This is a genomic window from Streptomyces sp. B1866 (assembly GCF_031932565.1).
Classification (GTDB): Bacteria; Actinomycetota; Actinomycetes; order Streptomycetales; family Streptomycetaceae; genus Streptomyces.
The window spans coordinates 20,131-37,675 of the sequence record NZ_JAVSCF010000029.1; the positions used below are offsets into that span (position 1 = coordinate 20,131).

Consider the following 17,545-nt stretch of genomic DNA (forward strand, 5'->3'; position numbering starts at 1 on the left):
CGATGCGTGTCCTGCTCGCCGGCGCCACCGGACGCGTCGGCCGCGCACTGGTCCCGCGCCTGCGCGCCCGCGGCCACCACGTCACCGCGCTGGTACGGGACCCGTCCCGGGCGGCCGGGCTGGACCTGGACGGCGTCGTGGTGGCCGACGCGCTGGACGGCGCGGCGGTACGCGCGGCCGTGCCGCCGGCCCGGCCCGACGTGGTGGTGCACCAGCTGACCGCGCTGCGCGCCGGTACGCCGGACGACCTCGCGCACACGGCCCGGCTGCGCACCGAGGGCACCGCGCACCTGATCGCCGCGGCCAGGGCGGCCGGAGCCGCCCGGATCGTGGCGCAGAGCATCGCCTTCGCCACCGCTCCGCACGGCGGCCGGGTGCTCACCGAGGACGCCGCCCTCTACCTCGACGCGCCGGACCCCGGCTGGGCGCGCACCGTGGACGCGGTCGCCGACCTGGAACGCCAGGTGCTCGGCGCCCCGGACCTCCCCGGCACCGTGCTGCGCTACGGCACCCTGTACGGGCCCGGAACCCTCTACGACCGGGCCGGCCGGCTCGGCGGCGCGGTGGCCCGCGGCAGGCTGCCCCTGCCGGAGACCGCCGCCGGGGTCACCTCGTTCCTGCACGTCGAGGACGCCGCTCGGGCCGCGGTGGCCGCCGTCGAAGCGGCGGCGGACGGGGTGTTCAACGTGACCGACGACGACCCGGCCGAGGCGGCGGTGTGGCTGCCCGAGTACGCCCGCCTGCTCGGCGCGCCCGCGCCCCGGACCCTGCCCGCGGAGCTGGCCGAGCGGCTGCTGGGCTGGTTCACCGCGTACCAGCTCACGGCCCTGCGGGGCGCGGCCAACGACCGCGCGCGGCAGGCGCTCGACTGGAAACCGGCGGTGCCGAGCTGGCGGGCGGCCCTGGCGGGCGGGTGACCGTGCGCGGGGAGCTGGAGGATTTGCAGCGCGACCGGTGGGCGGAGTGCGGACGGGCAACCGCGCGAGCCCCGGACGTTGAGGAGCCGGACGCGGAGGTGGCCTTCGAGTCGCGCAGGGCACGAGGCCCTGGTCGGGGAAGGCCACATCGACGCAAGCCTGACCGCCGCTGCCGGCTCTGAGCCACTGAGCCCCGGCGAGCTGATCGGCGACCCGTAGCCCCGTGCGTCCGGGTGGAAGACCTCGCCGCCGCCTTCGATACCGCCCCGGCGGGGACGGCGGTGTTCAGCACGTTCACCCGGTACGCGCCTCCGTCGCGTTCCCCGCTCCCGTCCGGCCGCGGTGTGCTGATGGGCACCAGACCGCCGACTGTCTCCGCGCCGTCCCCGGGGCGGTCGGCGGCTACCGGCCTGTTGCGAGGATGCGCGTACGCCATGGTGATCCCGGTCTGTCCCCCGTCCGACACCGTCCCTGGAGGGAACGCGCGCGGGCCGTGCCACCGCACCGCGAGCCGAGAGGCGGCCCGGGCGAGCGGGCACCCGCGCCAGGTCGTGCGGGTACGGCGCCTCCTCGGACGGGCTACCACGTGGTCAAGCCGCATCCGCGCGCCAGTCGGCTGTGGTCCGCGATCCGCGCGGCCCTGGTCACCGAGGCCCGGTCCCAGCGGTTGCGCCCCGCCTTTTCGAGACCGTACGGATTCCCGGCGCCGCCTCCGCTCTGGCACGGCACCGCGGAACCGGCCCTTCCTCCGGCTTCCCCATCGGACATCCCACGGCTTTCGCCCGCGCTGCCAAGGAGCCGTCATGAGCAGCCTCCGTCATTCACACCACGCTCTGGGAGAAACGCCGGAGCCGGCCCGCGCGACGCGGCGCTGCCTCGACCGGGCCGCTGCCGCCAGCCTGGAAACGCAGCGGTCAGACGGCTCGTGGGCGACACCCGCGCAGCCCCGCATCCTGGAGAACGCCGTCGTGCCCCTCGCCCTGGCCAAGGCGGGATGCGGCTGCCCGCACCAGGACCGTGCGCACGCGTGGCTGCGACAGGCCGAACCCCAACGGCACGACGCCTTCACGGCGGCGGCGGACGAGTGGTTCCGTGCCCTCGCCCTCAATCCCGCAGTTCCTCCCGCCATGCCCGCTCTGCCGCGCGCCGGCGCCGCCCACAGGCGTCGCCTGATGCTTCTGCACACGATCGGCGTGGCCGCGGGCGCGCCGAACTGCTCCCCGCGCGAACTCCACGCCCACGCCACAGCGGCCCTCGGTCCCGAGGGCGGCGCTTCCCTGACGGGCTGGCACCGAGCCCAGCTCCTGTCCGCCAAGCTGATCGCCGGGCACGCTGTCGGCCTGCCGGTGGACGGCGACACCGTTGCCGCGCTGACCGCCGAGCAGGCCGCGGACGGCTCGTTCCACGCCATGCCGCTGGTCGCCGCCACGGCCTGCCTGGCGCTGGCCCTGGTCGCACCGGGACGGGCTGCCACACGTGGCTGCACGGGCAGGCTCCTGGCGGACCAGCACACGGACGGGACGTGGCGGTTCACCACGTTCGACATCTGGGACACCGGCCTCATGGTCCGCTGCCTGCGCGGCCACTCCGTTTTCGACACCCGCGCCCGGCCCAGGGCGCTGGACTTCCTCGCCCGCGCCCAGTCCCCGCAGGGAGGGTGGGGAAGCGTGTCGGCGGCGATCGCCGGCAACGGTCTGGCCTGCGACGCCGACACCACGGGGAGCACGCTGCTCGCCCTGGCCGGCACCGGCCAGGGCCGCCGGGCGTGGCCGGCCGCCGCCGGTTACGCGCGCGACCACCAGGACGACCGGGGACTATGGACCACATGGACCACCGCCCGTGACACCGTGGCCCAGGACACTGTCGCGCACATGGTCGCCGGAATACGCGCCCACGGCCCCGAGGAGGTCGACGTCACGCCGGCGGCTCGCTGGCTTCGGCGGCAGCACCGCGGTGCCGGCGGCTGGACCGCCGACTGGTACGTCTTCCCCGGCTACCCGGCCGCGGAGATCAGCCCCGCGGTGGGCTGGCACACCGCCGAGGCCCGCGCCGAGGCCAGGGCCCTGGCGTCCGCTCAGAACAGGGACGGCGGCTGGCCCGCGTTCCCGGGCGGGAGCAGGTCCAGCCCGGCGGCGACGGGCCTCGCCGCGACCGTTCTCACCCGCTGCGGCACCGGCACACCGCAGGCGCGGGCGCGGGCCGCCCGCTTCCTGATCGACAGCCAACGGGACGACGGCACCTGGACCGAGCCGGACCCCTCCATGTGCGGCCCGCGGCCGTTCCTGACCGACGTGCCGTCCCAGGCACACGCCCTGACCTGCCGCGGACTCATCGACCTCCTGCGGGGCCCGCCCGCGGCCGGGGCGCCCGCCGCCAGGGCCTGAACCCGTCACCAGCCGCGCGCACCGCGCAACCGACTCGCTCAGCCGCGCCGGCCCGATCCCGGTCGCCCCGGTCGCGGCCTCGCCCGCCGTCGGCCGACCGCGACTGAGGGCCGACGGCCAGGAAGGGAGTACCCATGGACCAGCCGCCGCGCGGTTCGTCCTCGATACCCTCGCTGTGGTGCCCGTTGCCCAGCCGGATCCACCCGCAGCGCGCCTCGATCACCGAGTTCCAGCTCGAATGGAGCGTCCGTCACCGACTTGCCGTAGGCCGCGACGAGATCGCCCGCCTGGCCCGTACGGACATCGCGGGCCTTGCGGCCCGTTTCGTCCCGCGTGCCACCCTCACCGGCGCCCAGACCCTGGCCATCCTGCTCACCGCGACGTTCGTCATCGACGATCTGAACGACGACGGACGGCTGCGCGGCCGGCCCGACGACTTCGCGCACTACGCGTCGGCGCTGTCCCGCGCGCTCGGCCCCGGCCCGCTCGCCGAACCGGCCGACCCACCGGTCCGAGCTCTCCACGACATCGGCCGGCGCCTCACACATGTGGCGTCCCCGGCACTGGCCGCGCGGATCGTACGGGACTTCCGCGCCACCCTCGCCGCCGAAGTGCGCGAGAGCACGAACAACGCCCGCCGTCTGCCGCCCGACCTGGACACCTACGTACAGAACCGGCTCGCCACCACCTGGGTGCTGCCGCTCACGGACCTCGCCGCCGCCGTGGACGGCGTCGAACCGGCGCTCGCGGACCTGGACCGACCGGAGGTACGGGCCCTGACGGAGATGACCAGCCTCATCCTGGGCTTCGACAACGACATCTGCGGCTACGCCAAGGACCGTCGCGACGGTGCCGTCGACGTCAACAACCTGCCCGACGTCCTCGCCCGCGCCACCGGCGCCGGTCCCGCCCAGGCCCTCGCCCAGGCCGTGTCCCTGCGCGACCAGGTGCTGGCGCACTGGCTGCGGTTGTACGACCGGCTGGGCGAGACCGCGGGCCCCGCGCCGGCCGGCCACCTCGCGAACCTCGCGTCCATGATCAGCGGACACCTCCACTGGGCCGCGGCCTGCCCCCGCCACACCATCCCCCATGGCGGCCCCGTCATCCGGATCTCCCCTGCCCGCCGCGCCTGCGACGCACCCGCCGCGGACCGGCTGGACGTTCCCTCGATCGCCTGGTGGAGGGACCTGCCCGGTACACCCCGCGCGGCCGACGACGGCGCGGCCCCGTCCCAGCGGCGCCTGGAGGCCCCGTGACACAGGCCGGCCACACCTTCGTCACCGCGCCGGGAGCGCTACCGCTGCTCGGCCACACGCTGGGGTTCCTACGCGACCCGCTGCGCTTCCTGCGTTCCCTGCCCGCCTTCGGCGACATGGTCACGATCCGGCTCGGCCCCTTCGACGCCCTCGTGGTCTGCGCCCCCGAACTCGCCCGCCAGGTCCTCGTGGACGACCGCACCTTCGACAAAGGCGGCTTCCTCTTCGACCGCAGCCGCGAGTTCCTGGGCAACGGCGTCGGCACCTGCCCGCACAAGGACCACCGTCGGCAGCGGCGACTGGTCCAGCCGGCCTTCCACCACGCGCGCCTGCCCGGCTACGCGCGGGAGATGAGCGCACAGGCCCGCGCGGTGGCCGGCGCCTGGCAGCCCGGCCGGACCATCGACGTCCTGGCCGAGACCACGAAGATCAGCTTGCGCACCACCGCGGCCACGATCTTCTCCGCCGCGCCCGCCGCGCTGCGGGATTCACTGGCCACCGACCTGGCGACCCTCGAAGAAGGCGTGTTCCGGCGTATGCTCCTGCCGCCTCCCGCCGACGCCGTCCCCACCCCCGCCAAGCGCCGCTACGACCGCGCGCGCACCCGGTCCCGGCAGACCATCAGCCGTATCGTCGCCGAGTACCGAGCCGACGACACCGACCACGGCGACCTGATGTCCATGCTGCTCGCAGCCCAGGACGACCTCGCCGCCCCCGGGGCGAAGGAAGCGAAGCTGTCAGACAGCGAAATCAGCGACCAGGTCATGTCGTTCGTCTTCGCCAGCACGGACACGCTCGGCAAAGCCCTCGCCTGGGCCCTGCACCTGCTGGGAGGCCACCCCCGCGTCGCGGAGCGGCTGCACGCCGAGGTCGACGCGGTGCTGACCGGCGACGCCGCCGCCTTCGAGGACCTGCCCCGGCTGGAGGTGACCCGGAACATCGTCACCGAGACCCTGCGCCTGTATCCGCCCGGCTGGCTGCTGACCCGCACCACCACGGCCGACACAGAACTCGGCGGCCGGCGCGTCCCCGCCGGTACCGACGTCGTCGTCAGCCCCTACCAGATACATCACCGCGCCGACCTGTACACCGACCCGGAGCGCTTCGACCCCGACCGGTGGGCGCCCGAGCGAGCGAAATCCATCCCCCGCGGCGCGAACCTGACCTTCGGCACAGGCGCACGCAAGTGCGTCGGCGACTCCTTCGGGATGACCGAGGCCACCCTCGCGCTGGCCACCATCGCCGCCCGGTGGCGACTGGAGCCCGTCCCGGGCCGACGGGTCAGAGCGGCGCCGTACGCGCTCGCGCTGGGCCCCAAGGGGCTGTACATGCGTACCGTCACGCGGGCTGGCCAGGGGGCGCGAAGACCGCAGAGGTAGCGCGCGCTCACGGTCGGTAAGCACGGGACGACCTGGTCACAGTCCCAGGCGGACACCACGGGCAGCACTACCTGCGGTCGGTGAACTCCACGAGTCAGCATCGGGTCAGCACAAGGACCGCCAGACCTGGTCACAGGCGGCCGAACCCGCGACTCGCGGCTCGCCCCACAGCCCCGCGCACCACGGTCTGCGACCCGCCCTCGGCGACGTGCCCAGCAGGGCGGACCGCCGAGGCGACGCGCACCGGTCTGACCGAACAGCACCAAGACCGCATAACCCCAGGTCAGTGCGCGTTGCCGCGCGGCTTCAGGGTGGTGTGCGGCAGCTCGGGGGCGGGCAGCGGGTCGCCGTCGTAGCCCTCGATCGTGCCGAAGCGGTCGCCCGTCATCCAGTCCTCGCGGGCCTGGACGATGTCCTCGTGGGTACGGCCGACGAAGTTCCACCACATCACGATCTGCTCGCCGAACGGCGGCCCGCCGAGCAGGACCACGCGGGCCGGGGCGCCGGAGGTGTTGGCGACGGTGAGGGTGGTGTGCCCGGGGGCGAGGTAGCCCAGGTCGGCACGGCGCAGGGGGGTTCCGGCCATGCGGACGTCGCCGAGGTCGACGAGGAGGCCGTGTTCGAAGGCCGGGTCGATCTCCAGGGTGGTGCTCGCGTGCGGGCGCAGGGTGAGCTCGGCGCCGAGCAGGGGGGTGAAGGTGGTGACCGGCGAGGTGTCGCCGGCCAGGGTGCCCAGGAAGACCCTGGCCTCGCCCACCTCCGAAGGCCCGTCCGCCGAAGGCCCGTCCGCCGCGCCGCCCGGCGATCCGCGCAGCGGGACCGGGCGCGGCACGTGGTGCTGGAAGTCGCGGGGGGCGTCGCGGTGTTCCGCCGGGAGGGCCACCCACAGCTGCACGCCGTGCACGACCGTCGCGCGGGCGGTGGACACCTCCGAGTGGGAGATCCCGCGGCCGCCCGTCATGAGGTTCACCTCGCCGGGGCGTACGAACGCGTGGGTGCCGAGGCTGTCGCGGTGCTCGAACTCGCCGGTGAACAGCCAGCTCACCGTCTGGAGGCCGGTGTGCGGGTGCGGGGGGACGACCATCCCGCCGGTACCGGCGACGTCGTCCGGCCCGTAGTGGTCGGCGAAGCACCAGGCGCCGATCAGCGTCCTGGACCGCTGCGGTAGCGTGCGCCGTACGGTCATGGCCCGCGGGCCCCCGAGGGGGACCTCCCGGGGGGTCAGGACCTCCACGCGCGGTTCCGGCGCCCCGGGTCGTTCCTGTGCCTCGGCACCGCAGAGCAGTTCGGCGGGGTGGGTCTCGGTGTTGCTCACGGTACGCCCTCTCACTCACCCAAAGTTTCAAATTCAACTAACATGGTCCAGCATAGAGCGGCACCTGGACAGGTGCACGTTATCGGCACGTCGACGAGCGGCGGGCGGGCGGCGGGCTCGCCGGAACGAGTCCAGGAGTCCAGGTGAGTGATGTGACAGCGGCGCCGGCCGGTCAGCGCGTCTTCGTCGACAAGCAGACCCCGCGGGCCTACCAGGCGCTGACCGGGACCGCCGAGGCCGTCCGCGCGGCCGCCGCCGAGGCCGGTCTCGACCGCGCGCTGGTGGAGCTGGTCAACCTGCGGGTGTCGCAGATCAACGGCTGCGCGTTCTGCCTCAACGTGCACACCAGGGCCGCGCTGCGGGCCGGCGAGACCGCGCAGCGCCTGGGCGTGCTTCCGGCGTGGCGCGACACCGAGCTGTTCACGCCGCGGGAGCGCGCGGCGCTCGCCCTGGCGGAGGCCACCGCCCGGCCCGCCGACCGCCCCTTGCAGGAGGAGGCCTACGGCGCCGCCCGCCAGGCGCTGACCGACGACGAGATCTCGGCGGTGATCTGGGTGGCGATCACCATCAACGCGTTCAACCGGGTCTCCATCCTCAGCCGCCACCCGGTGCGCGGCACGCCCGAGCGGTGACCTTCCGCCGACCGTCCAGGCCGTCCAGGCCGCTCGGCGGGCGGGTCGTGTGGGGCTGAGTGGGTCGCGAGGGTCGTAGGGGAAGCTCTGTGGTCCCGCGTTCCCTTGCGGCTAGAGTGGCCGAAGCGGGGGCCGGGGGAACAGGGGCGGGCCGGTAGGCGCGGGGAAGCGCGCCGGCGGCGCTCGACGCCGCGTGAGGCGGTTCCGGTGGCGTTCCGCGCGTCAGGTTACGCGACCGAATCCACAGGGGGAGTTCCACGTGCGCACAACGAAGGAAGGCGGGGCCGGCGGGGCCCCGGGGTCCATACCCTCCGGTGACCGTACGCCGCCCGGCGTCCGGGGCCGTACGTCGTCCGGTGGCGTCGGTACGCCGTCCGGGGACCGTGGAGCGGGCTCCTGCGGCGCGTCCGCGCCCGGCGGCCAGCCGGCCGGTGCCGCGCGGGCCCGCCGATGCTGAGTGCCGGCGCCACCGACGTCCCTACGGCGCGGCGGCGCGCGACCGGGACCGCCGCGCACCCCCCGGTGCGGCTCGACATCCAGGGACTGCGGGCCGTCGCGGTCACGCTGGTCGTGCTCTCGCACGCCGAAGTGCCCGGGATCGCGGGCGGTTACGTCGGTGTCGACGTCTTCTTCGTGATCTCCGGCTTCCTCATCACCTCGCTGCTGACCCGCGAACTCGCCGCCACCGGCGGCATCTCGCTGCGCCGCTTCTACGCCCGCCGGGCGCTGCGCCTGCTGCCCGCCTCGACGCTGGTCGCCGTGGCCACGCTGGGCGGCGCGTTGCTCTTCCTGTCGAAGATACGTTTCACCGAGTACGCGGGGGACGCGCTCGCCGGTGTCCTGTACGCCGAGAACCTGCGGCTGGCGTCCACCGGCACCGACTACCTCGCCGAGGGCGGCCCGCCGTCCCCGTACCGGCACTTCTGGTCGCTGGCCGTGGAGGAGCAGTTCTACCTGCTGTGGCCGCTGCTCCTGCTGCTGGTCTGGCGGCTCACCCGGCGCGCGGCGGCGCGGCGGCGGCGCCGGTACCTCGCGGCGCCGCTGGCCGCGCTGTGCCTGGCGTCCTTCTGGCAGGGCGTGTCCCTCACCGGCACCTCCGCGCCGTGGGCGTACTTCGGCTCGCACGCGCGTGGCTGGGAGCTGGGCGCCGGGGCGCTGCTCGCGCTCGGCGCCGGCCGGTGCGCGCGCCTGCCCGCCGCCGTGGCCGCGCCGCTGACCTGGCTGGGGCTCGGCTGCGTGGGCCTGTCGGCGGTCTGGTTCGACGCGGCGACGCCGTACCCCGGGTACCACGCGCTGCTGCCGGTCGCCGGGGCCGTGCTGGTGCTGGCGGGCGGCTGCGCACCGTCCCGGTTCGACGCCGGGCGGCTGCTCGGGTGGCGGCCCGCGGTGTGGCTCGGCGGGCTGTCGTACGGCTGGTACCTGTGGCACTGGCCGCTGCTGGTCATCGGGCCCAAGGCGCTGGACCGGCAGGCCTCCGTGCCGCTGGCGCTGGCGCTGGGCGCGGTCGCCCTGCTGCTCGCCTGGGCGACGCTGCGGCTGGTGGAGAACCCGGTGCGGTTCCACGCGGGCCTGCGCGACCGGCCCGGCCGGGGCCTGGCCGCCGGGCTCGGCCTGTCGGCCGCCGCGGTGGCCGTCTCCCTGGTCGCCGCGGCCTTCCCGCCGCCGATCAGCTCCGGCGAACCCGCGCCCGTCCTGCGCACCGCGCTCGCCACCGCCCCCGACCCCGAGCAGCGCCTGGCGGACCTGCTGCGCACGTCGGGCACGCGCCTGCCGGGCAACCTCTCCCCCGGCCTGGCGAAGATCAAGGACGGCAGGTCCGCGATCTACCGGGACGGGTGCCACGTGGCGTACGGCGCCACCCGCGCCCCGCTGTGCGTGTACGGGGACCGCTCCTCGCGGAAGGTCGTCGTGCTCCTGGGCGACTCGCACGCGGCGCAGTGGTTCCCGGCGCTGGAACGGCTCGCCACCGCCCGCCACTGGAAGCTCGTCTCCATGACCAAGGCGTCCTGCAAGCTCGCCGCGGTGACGACGGTACGGGCCGGCCGGCCGTACCGCACCTGCGGCCAGTGGCGGCGCAGCGCGCTCGCCGCCATCGCCCGGCTGCGCCCCTCCCTGGTCGTCGCCTCGTCGGCCGACTCGGGCACGCCGGTACGGGCGATGCGCGACCCGCGGCGGGAGTGGGCGGCCGGGTTCCGCGCCACCTACGGCGCGCTCACCCGCACCGGGGCCCGGGTGGCCGTCCTCCTGGACACGCCGTGGCCCAGGAGCGACGCGGTCGAGTGCGCGGCGGTCCACCCGCTGCACCTCGGGCGGTGCGCCAACCAGGCTCCGCGGGCCCTGCACGACCCGACCCGGCGGCAGGCGGTCCGGGACGCGGCGCGGTCGGCCGGGGCGGTGGCGGTCGACCCGCTGCCCTGGCTGTGCGTGCCCGCGGGCACCTGCCCGGTCGCCGTGGGCGACACCTTCGTCTACCGCGACGACAACCACGTGAGCGAGGCGTACGCCGCGGCCCTCGCGCCCGTCCTGGGCGCCCGGCTCACCGGCCTGCTGGACGGGCACCGGCCGGGGCGGGACGGGCACCGGGCGGCAGGCGACGGGCACCGGCCGGGGGGCTCGGCGCGGGACCGGCGGTGACGGCCGCCCGCGACGGCGGCCGGTCGCGCCGCGGGACGGCCGACCGCCGTCGTACGGGTCCTCAGCCTGCCCGCCCGGACCGCCGACCCCGTCGGCGCCCGCTCAGGCCAGCAGGACGACCTTGCCGGTGGTGTGCCCGGCCACGACCTCCCGGTGGGCGGCCGCGGCCTCGCGCAGCGGATAGGTCCTCGCCACCAGGACGCGCAGCCGGCCGGCCGCCGCCTCCTCGGTGAGCCGCGTCCGGGCGGCCTCGCGGATCCGCGTGCCGGGGTCGGCGCCGGGGGCGCCGCCGAGCAGTCGCACGCCGGCCTGGGCGCCGCGCTCGAACGCGGCGATAGTGGCGATGCGAGACCGGTCCGGAACGGTTTCCACCGAGACGTCCACCGCCTCGTCCGTGCCGACGGTGTCGACGGCGGCGTCGACGCCCCGGGGAGCCACGGCCCGCACCCGGTCGGCGAGGCCGGGCCCGTACGCGACCGGGATCGCGCCCAGCTCGCGCAGCACGCCGTGCTTGGCGGGGCTCGCGGTGCCGACCACGGTGGCGCCGCGCGCGACGGCCAGCTGCACCGCCAGGTGGCCGACGCCGCCCGCGGCGCCGTGGACCAGCACCGTCTCGGCGCCCCGCAGGCCGACCGCCTCCAGGGTGTGCACGGCGGTGGCGCCCGCGGTCGGCAGGCCGCCCGCCTCCGCCCACGACAGGGCCGCGGGCTTGGGTGCCACGGCCGCCGCGGGGACGACGACCTCGGCGGCGTACGCGCCCGGCGCCCGCCAGGCGATCACCTCGTCGCCGACCGCGACCGGCCCGGCCGGGCCGGTGGCGTCCGGGCCGACGGCGGTCACCACGCCGGCCGCCTCGACACCCAGCCGCATCGGCAGGTTCGCCGGGTCGGAGCCGAACAGGCCGCCGTAGAGCTTGTAGTCGATCGGGTTCACTCCGGCGGCGCGTACCGCGACGCGCACCTCGCCGGGACCCGGGTCCCGGACCGGGACGTCGATCACGGACAGCACTTCGGGCCCGCCGTAGGCGGTGGCCACGACGACATCGGTCATGTGCGGTCTCCCTTCACTTCGCGGGTGGCGCGGATCGTCCGGCCCGCGACGCCGCAGTCCGCGAGGTACGACTCGCACGATACGGCGTCGGCGCCGGCCGGGAATGTCGGTTCCGTCCGGATGGGTGTGCCGGGGGTGGTGCGGCGGCCCGCTCGGGGCCCGGGGCCGCGCCGGGCCGGCGAGACATTGGTTGATATGTCAATCTGTCCGTCTAGGATGGGTGCCATGACCGAGGGGCCGTGGCTGAACGAGACCGAGCAGCGAGCGTGGCGGGCCTATCTGGCGATGAGCAAGCGGCTGGCCACGCACCTGTCGCGCGACCTGCAACGGGAGTTCGACCTGTCGCCGCAGGACTACGAGATCCTGGTGTGCCTGTCGGAGGCGCCGGGCCGGCGGATGCGCGCGGTGGAGCTGGGACGGGCGACCGAGTGGGAGAAGAGCCGGCTGTCCCACCAGCTCTCCCGGATGGAGCGGCGCGGCATGGTGTCCCGCGAGCCGGTGCCCGGCGTCCGCTACCCGGAGGTCGTGCTGACCGACCGGGGCCTGGCCGCGATCACCGAGGCCGCGCCGCGGCACGCCGCCGCCGTGCGCGCGGCGTTCCTCGACGCGCTCGGGCCGGAACGGCTCGACCGGTTCGCCGAAGCCTGCTCGGCGATCGCCCGCCGGGTCGGGGCCGTCGAGGCGGAGCGCGGCGACGGCCCCTGCTGACGTGCCGCGGGGTCAGTGCGGGATGGCGTCCCTGTGGGCCTCCGCCCAGGCCGCGAAGGACCGCAACCCGGGGTTGAGCGCCCGTACGGCGTCGAGGTCGCGGTCGCCGACGAACTCCTTCTCGTTCTCGGCGTAGTACTGGAACATGTTCGCGACCTCGACGGACACGGCGCGCATCTGCTCGAACGGAACGGCCTGGTAGGTCACGGGCTCGCCGATCGCCGCGCCGATGGCCTCGGCGTACTCGGCGCCGGTCAGGTGGTCCCCGGCGATGCTGACCGTCCGGCCGGCCAGGTCGCCGCCGCGGCGGAAGACGCCGAGCGCGGTCCTGCCGATGTCCTCCACGGCGATCCCGGACAGCCGGGCCCCGGCCATCGGCAGCGCGAGGACCAAGCGACCATGCTCGTCCCGGCGCGGGGCGAACATCCCGAGGAACCCCTCGTAGAAGTAGGTCGTCCGCAGGTACGTGGTCGGCACCCCGGCCTGCCGGAACAGCTCGTCCGCCTCGGCCTTGGCGTCGAAGTGCGGCACGGTGTACGTGCCGCCGTCCAGCGTGGGCACCCGCTCGCCGCCGACCCCGAAGAACTCCCGGGTGTCCTCCAGCGTGGACCAGACCACGTGCCGCACGCCGGCGTCCCGGGCCGCCCGGGCCGCGTTGCCCGCCTGGTCCTTCTCCATCTCGGCGGCGGTACGGGCCGCGGCCTGCTCGGCGGTGCGCGGCTGCCAGAAGTTGGTCACCACGAACACGCCGTGCGCGCCCTCGAACGCCGCACGCAGCCCGGCCTCGTCGTCCAGGTCCGCCTCCACCACCTCCGCGCCCAGCGCGGCCAGCTCCCTGGCCTTCGCCGACCCGGCGTTCCGGGTGACGGCCCGCGCCGCGAACTCCGCGCTCGGGTCGGCCAGGATCGCCTGGACCAGGCCGCCGCCCTGGCTGCCGGTGGCTCCCAGCACCGCGATGACCTTCCGCTGCTCGCTCATCGAGACCCCTCCATCAGGTTGATGTGTCACCTCGAAGATAGGACGAGAGTGGTTGATGTGTCAACCAAGGCGCCGGGCGGAGGCGGGGCCTTAGGATGCCCGCAGGCCGGCCGCGACGAAGGGAACGGCGTGCAGGAGCCGCTGACGCTGGACACGCTCAAGGACGCCGCGAGGTCGTTCGCGGACGAGCAGAACGACCTCGGCGTGCCCGAGCTGTACGGGGTGAACGACGGCAAGACCGTGGGCACGTACGCCGAATCCGCGTTCAACAGGTTCATCGCCCTGAACTACCGGCACCAGCCCGGGAACGCGGCCAAGGGCATCGACTTCCCCGGCCTGAACGTGGACCTCAAGTTCACCTCGATCAAGCAGCCGCAGTCGAGTTGCCCCTTCCGCAGCGCCCGGCAGAAGGTGTACGGGCTCGGCTACCACATACTGCTCATGGTCTACGAGAAGTTCGACGACCACGACCTGCGCACCGCCCTGCTCGAATTCCGGCACGTCCTCTTCATCGAGGACCGCAGGACCGCGGACTACCATCTCACGGCGGGAATCCGCCGGCTCGTCCGGCAGGGGGCGATCGTCGACGAGGTGGACGCCTACCTGGAGGACCGCAACCTGCCGCTGGACCCGGAGAGCCGCTGGGAACTGGCGGCCCGCCTGATCGACGACCCGCCCGAGCAGGGCGTGCTCACCGTTTCCAACGCCCTTCAGTGGCGGCTCCAGTACGGCCGGGCGATCAGGTCGGCCGACGCGCCGGAGGAGTTCCCGGGGCTGGAGGACCTCCTTGCCTAACAACGAGTTCGGCGACTTCCAGACGCCGCTTCCGCTGGCCCGCCAGGTGCTGGAGGTCCTGGGCGGCGGCCGGGAGTGGGGGCGCGTGCTGGAGCCGACCTGCGGCACCGGCAACTTCCTCCTCGCCGCGACGGAGGCGTTCCCCCGGGCGGAGGTCGTCGGCATCGAGGTCCAGCCGGACTACGCGGCGCGGTCGAGGACCGTGTGCGAAGTGCTCCAGCGCAACATCTTCGACCTCGACCTGGCCCGCGACCTCGCCTGGAAACGGGACGACGCGCCGATTCTCGTGGTCGGCAACCCCCCGTGGGTCACCAACGCGCAGCTCGCCGTGCTGGGCTCCGCCAACCGGCCGGTCCGCGCGAACATCCGGAACCTGCGCGGCATCGACGCGATGACCGGCGCGTCGAACTTCGACATCGCCGAGTACATCTGGCTGAAGCTCATCGCCGAACTGCTGGAGCAGGAGCCCGTCGTCGCGATGCTGTGCAAGACGCAGGTGGCCAGGAACGTGCTGTCCTTCTGCGCCGACAACCGCTGGCCCGTAAAACGGTCGGCGGTCCACCACATCGACGCCAAGCGCTGGTTCGGCGCGATGGTGGACGCGTGCCTGTTCACCGTCGAGGTCGCGCGGCACGCGGAGAACTACACGTGCGAGGTCTACCCGTCGCTCGACGCCCCGGCTCCGGACCGCCGTATGGGCGTGGTCGAGGGCCGGCTGGTGGCGGACGTGGACGCGTACGAGCGCAGCCGCCACGCCGACGGAACCTGCCCGCTCGAATGGCGCCAGGGTGTCAAGCACGACGCCTCGCGCGTGATGGAGCTGCGCCAGGAGGGAGGTGACGAGGCGAACGGTCCGGTGACGAAGGACGGCGAGCCGGTCGACGTGGAGGAGGACTACCTCTTCCCGCTGCTGAAGAGCACCGACGTGTTCCGGGGCCGGGTGGCGTCGCTGTCGAAGTGGATGGTGGTCCCGCAGCGCCGCCTGTCGGACGACACGGCCGCCCTCGCCACCACGGCCCCGCGCCTGTGGTCGTACCTGCGCCGGAACGCCGCGGCCCTCGACGGCCGCAAGTCGTCGATCTACCGGGGCCGCCCCCGGTTCTGCGTCTTCGGCCTGGGCGACTACACCTTCGCCCCGTACAAGGTCGCCATCTCCGGTCTGCACAAGAGCCTGGAGTTCCGGGCCGTCGGGCCGCTGGCCGGCCGGCCCGTCGTCTTCGACGACACCTGCTATTTCCTGTCCTTCGCGGACGGGGTCGCCTGCGCGGTGGTGTCCGCTCTGCTGTCCTCGGCGGGCGCGCGGGAACTCCTGTCCGCCATGGTCTTCACGGACGCCAAGCGGCCGGTGACCAAGAGGCTCCTCCAGCGGATCGACCTGGCGGCCCTGCTGCGCGGATCCGACCCCGAGGCCCTGGCCGACGCGGCCCTCACGCAGAGCGCGACGCTCGGCCTGCGCCCCACCCGCGAGGACGTACGCCGGGGGATCGCCGCCCTCCGCGACGCGTGGACCGGCCCCGCACCCGACGCACCGCGGCCCGCGCCCGCCCCGGCGGCGGACGGCCTGTTCCGGTCACGGCGTTAGAGGTCGTCGGGCAGGAGCCGGAAGGCGTGGGTGCCGGTGAGCGGGGTGACGGCTCTGAAGTCCCGGCGGTCGAGCGTGAGGAGCGTGTCGGTGTCGTACGCCTCGGCCAGGACGACGTTCACCGCGTCGGTCAGATCGAGCCGCAGGGCCGCGTAGCGGTCTTGTACCCGGCGCGCCTTGCGCAGGGTGGCGGCGGGCAGTTCGGGGACGGCCACGCGCCTGGTGCGCTCCTCGGCCAGCAGCCAGTCGTTCACCGCGTACGCCGCCGGGCGGCCGACGTTGCGCGTGGTGATGTGTTCCACTTCCAGCATCACCAGAGGGGAGACGACGGTGAGCGCGGCCTGGCGCATGGCGGCGCGGGCGGCCTCGTGCTCGGGATCCGCGGTGTTGAGGGCGGCGACCAGCCCGGAGGTGTCACCGACGACGATCACCCGGCGTCCGCCACTCCGTCCGACACCGCCCGGTCGATCTCTTCCGCGGTGACCGGACCGCCGAAGTCGAGGCGCGGGATGTCCCAGTCCTCGTCCCAGCGCCGGGTGCGGAGGGCGGCGATGTGGAAGGCCTCCCGAAAGTACTCCGACTCCGGCCTGCCCTCCCGCGCCGCGGCCTCCTTGATCAGCGCGAGGTCCTCCTCGTCGACCATGACGGTCGTCTTCTTCAACGCCATATGTATATGGTACCTCCACCATAAGCGGGTGGGAGAGCACGGCCGTCCTCGTCTGGCCCCGGCGGCCCCGCGGCCAGCAGCGCGGCCCGCGCGTCCGCCACGGCCACCGCCTCCGCAAGGCACTCGGCCAACCGCGGGACGACGTACCGGAACTGGAACGGCTCGCCGTGACCGGTGATCAGCAGATCCCGCGCGTGCCCCAGCAGCACCCAGGCCATCTCCAGCCGCGCCGCCTCCCGCTCGTCCGACCGCCCCAGCCGCTCACCCCGGCTGTCGGCCACCCGCAGCACCCGCGCCAGCGACCACACCAGCCGCACGCACGCCGCACGCAACCGCCCCGCGTCCGCACGCTCCAGCACCCCCGGGCCCTCCCGCAGCGCGCCCAGCACGGTGCGCGCCTCCAGCAGGTGCCGCGCCTCCCACAGGTCAGCCAGCCGCGACACCGGCCCCGGCGGGCCGTCGCCGGACGCCCCGACCACGTAACACGGCTTGCCGTCCACCGTGGACCACGGCAGCAACCGCACCCCCGGCCCCCTCACCGCGCGCCCTCCGCCCCGCACTCCCCGCCCGCGCCCTCCCGGCAGCGGGAGCACTCGCAGCGCGGCCACCGAGGCGACGCCGGAACGAACGACTTCCGCGGCTCGGCCAGGTACGAACAGGAACTCACCTCGACCCGCTCGCCCGTCTCCGGGTCGAACCGGTAGACCCGGATCGTCATCGCCGTCACGCCCAGCCACCCCCCACCACCGGCCACGACGCCGACACACCCACCCGCGCGACCCGCACGCCGTGAATCCGGCGCGGACCCACGTCGACGCCGTACGCGGCCAGCCACGCGGCCCACCGCCGCCGACGCTGCAACCGCCGCTNGGCCCACCGCCGCCGACGCTGCAACCGCCGCTCCACCCGAGGCAGGACAAGGGTCGGCGTATCCGCCGCCCCGATCACCGCCGCATGCCCCTCGGTTGCCGAACCCGCCGTACTCGGACGGGGAACGGACACACGTGCCTCACCAGGCACCGCTCGATGACGACCGCGCGTTCGACACGGGAACACATGTCGCAATAAGCCGCGTACGCCGATACTATTCGGCATGCTGACGCTCCTTCGCAGCGTTGGCTGTGCCCCGGGGGCGTCGGTAGCAGACGTCACCGGGGCTTGGGCCAACGGACGCTAGTGGAGCGGAGAACCAGCAGGGGGGACAGCCTGTCCCCCCACTCTTTAGTACTCCAGCTGTAGATCGTGATC

At 74.5% G+C, this 17,545-nt stretch carries 16 protein-coding genes; 9 read left to right on the plus strand and 7 right to left on the minus strand.

The features are described from left to right. Positions 1 to 2 precede the first annotated feature (2 nt). The 4 genes from RKE29_RS07045 to RKE29_RS07060 all read left to right on the plus strand — a co-directional run bounded on the left by RKE29_RS07045 (position 3) and on the right by RKE29_RS07060 (position 5,936). Positions 3 to 917 carry an NAD(P)-dependent oxidoreductase gene (locus RKE29_RS07045; protein WP_312004187.1) on the plus strand — a complete coding sequence of 305 codons (915 nt, stop codon included), beginning with the start codon at positions 3 to 5 and terminating at the stop codon, positions 915 to 917. An 803-nt stretch (positions 918 to 1,720) separates the two neighbouring features. Then, positions 1,721 to 3,301, plus strand: a complete 1,581-nt coding sequence (locus RKE29_RS07050; protein WP_312004188.1) for a prenyltransferase/squalene oxidase repeat-containing protein — start codon at positions 1,721 to 1,723, stop codon at positions 3,299 to 3,301. Between the two features lie 134 nt (positions 3,302 to 3,435). Then, entirely contained in the window at positions 3,436 to 4,557 is a 1,122-nt protein-coding gene (locus RKE29_RS07055; RefSeq protein WP_312004189.1) for a terpene synthase family protein, read from the plus strand. Then, a complete protein-coding gene (locus tag RKE29_RS07060) occupies positions 4,554 to 5,936 on the plus strand; it encodes a cytochrome P450 (protein WP_312004190.1) in 1,383 nt (460 codons plus the stop codon). Before RKE29_RS07055 ends, RKE29_RS07060 begins: the two co-directional genes overlap by 4 nt. A gap of 283 nt (positions 5,937 to 6,219) precedes the next feature. Here RKE29_RS07060 and RKE29_RS07065 read toward each other — a convergent pair whose 3' ends face one another. Beyond that, positions 6,220 to 7,251 carry a pirin family protein gene (locus RKE29_RS07065; RefSeq protein ID WP_312004191.1) on the minus strand — a complete coding sequence of 344 codons (1,032 nt, stop codon included), beginning with the start codon at positions 7,249 to 7,251 and terminating at the stop codon, positions 6,220 to 6,222. A 143-nt stretch (positions 7,252 to 7,394) separates the two neighbouring features. On the opposite strand from RKE29_RS07065, the gene RKE29_RS07070 reads away from it, so the two are divergent. Both RKE29_RS07070 and RKE29_RS07075 read left to right on the plus strand, forming a co-directional pair. Next, the gene (locus RKE29_RS07070; RefSeq protein ID WP_312004192.1) at positions 7,395 to 7,883 is read left to right on the plus strand and encodes a carboxymuconolactone decarboxylase family protein; all 489 of its coding nucleotides are present in this window, start codon (positions 7,395 to 7,397) and stop codon (positions 7,881 to 7,883) included. Positions 7,884 to 8,333: 450 nt separating this feature from the next. Next, positions 8,334 to 10,517, plus strand: coding sequence for an acyltransferase family protein (locus RKE29_RS07075; RefSeq protein ID WP_312004193.1), 2,184 nt, complete (start codon positions 8,334 to 8,336; stop codon positions 10,515 to 10,517). 102 nt (positions 10,518 to 10,619) lie between these two features. Here RKE29_RS07075 and RKE29_RS07080 read toward each other — a convergent pair whose 3' ends face one another. Next, complete coding sequence (locus RKE29_RS07080) at positions 10,620 to 11,552, minus strand: NADP-dependent oxidoreductase (protein ID WP_312004203.1); 933 nt, start codon at positions 11,550 to 11,552, stop codon at positions 10,620 to 10,622. Between the two features lie 240 nt (positions 11,553 to 11,792). On the opposite strand from RKE29_RS07080, the gene RKE29_RS07085 reads away from it, so the two are divergent. Beyond that, entirely contained in the window at positions 11,793 to 12,275 is a 483-nt protein-coding gene (locus tag RKE29_RS07085; RefSeq protein ID WP_312004194.1) for a MarR family winged helix-turn-helix transcriptional regulator, read from the plus strand. A 12-nt stretch (positions 12,276 to 12,287) separates the two neighbouring features. Here RKE29_RS07085 and RKE29_RS07090 read toward each other — a convergent pair whose 3' ends face one another. Beyond that, positions 12,288 to 13,253, minus strand: coding sequence for an NmrA/HSCARG family protein (locus RKE29_RS07090; protein WP_312004195.1), 966 nt, complete (start codon positions 13,251 to 13,253; stop codon positions 12,288 to 12,290). Between the two features lie 129 nt (positions 13,254 to 13,382). On the opposite strand from RKE29_RS07090, the gene RKE29_RS07095 reads away from it, so the two are divergent. Together RKE29_RS07095 and RKE29_RS07100 are read left to right on the plus strand one after the other, a co-directional pair. Next, positions 13,383 to 14,048 (plus strand): restriction endonuclease, encoded by a 666-nt coding sequence (locus RKE29_RS07095; protein ID WP_312004196.1) that lies wholly within the window; start codon positions 13,383 to 13,385, stop codon positions 14,046 to 14,048. Continuing rightward, positions 14,041 to 15,630 carry an SAM-dependent methyltransferase gene (locus RKE29_RS07100; protein ID WP_312004197.1) on the plus strand — a complete coding sequence of 530 codons (1,590 nt, stop codon included), beginning with the start codon at positions 14,041 to 14,043 and terminating at the stop codon, positions 15,628 to 15,630. Before RKE29_RS07095 ends, RKE29_RS07100 begins: the two co-directional genes overlap by 8 nt. Here the strand turns inward: RKE29_RS07100 and RKE29_RS07105 are convergent. From RKE29_RS07105 to RKE29_RS07120, 4 genes are read right to left on the minus strand one after another with little or no spacing between them, the layout of a single operon-like run. Beyond that, positions 15,627 to 16,061, minus strand: a complete 435-nt coding sequence (locus tag RKE29_RS07105) for a PIN domain-containing protein (RefSeq protein ID WP_312004198.1) — start codon at positions 16,059 to 16,061, stop codon at positions 15,627 to 15,629. The genes RKE29_RS07100 and RKE29_RS07105 overlap by 4 nt on opposite strands. Next, on the minus strand, positions 16,058 to 16,297 hold the full coding sequence (locus tag RKE29_RS07110; protein ID WP_312004199.1) for a ribbon-helix-helix protein, CopG family: 240 nt from the start codon (positions 16,295 to 16,297) through the stop codon (positions 16,058 to 16,060). Before RKE29_RS07110 ends, RKE29_RS07105 begins: the two co-directional genes overlap by 4 nt. Continuing rightward, positions 16,288 to 16,821 carry a hypothetical protein gene (locus tag RKE29_RS07115; RefSeq protein ID WP_312004200.1) on the minus strand — a complete coding sequence of 178 codons (534 nt, stop codon included), beginning with the start codon at positions 16,819 to 16,821 and terminating at the stop codon, positions 16,288 to 16,290. Before RKE29_RS07115 ends, RKE29_RS07110 begins: the two co-directional genes overlap by 10 nt. 11 nt (positions 16,822 to 16,832) lie before the next feature. Beyond that, positions 16,833 to 17,024 (minus strand): hypothetical protein, encoded by a 192-nt coding sequence (locus RKE29_RS07120; RefSeq protein WP_312004201.1) that lies wholly within the window; start codon positions 17,022 to 17,024, stop codon positions 16,833 to 16,835. Between the last annotated feature and the right edge of the window lie 521 nt (positions 17,025 to 17,545).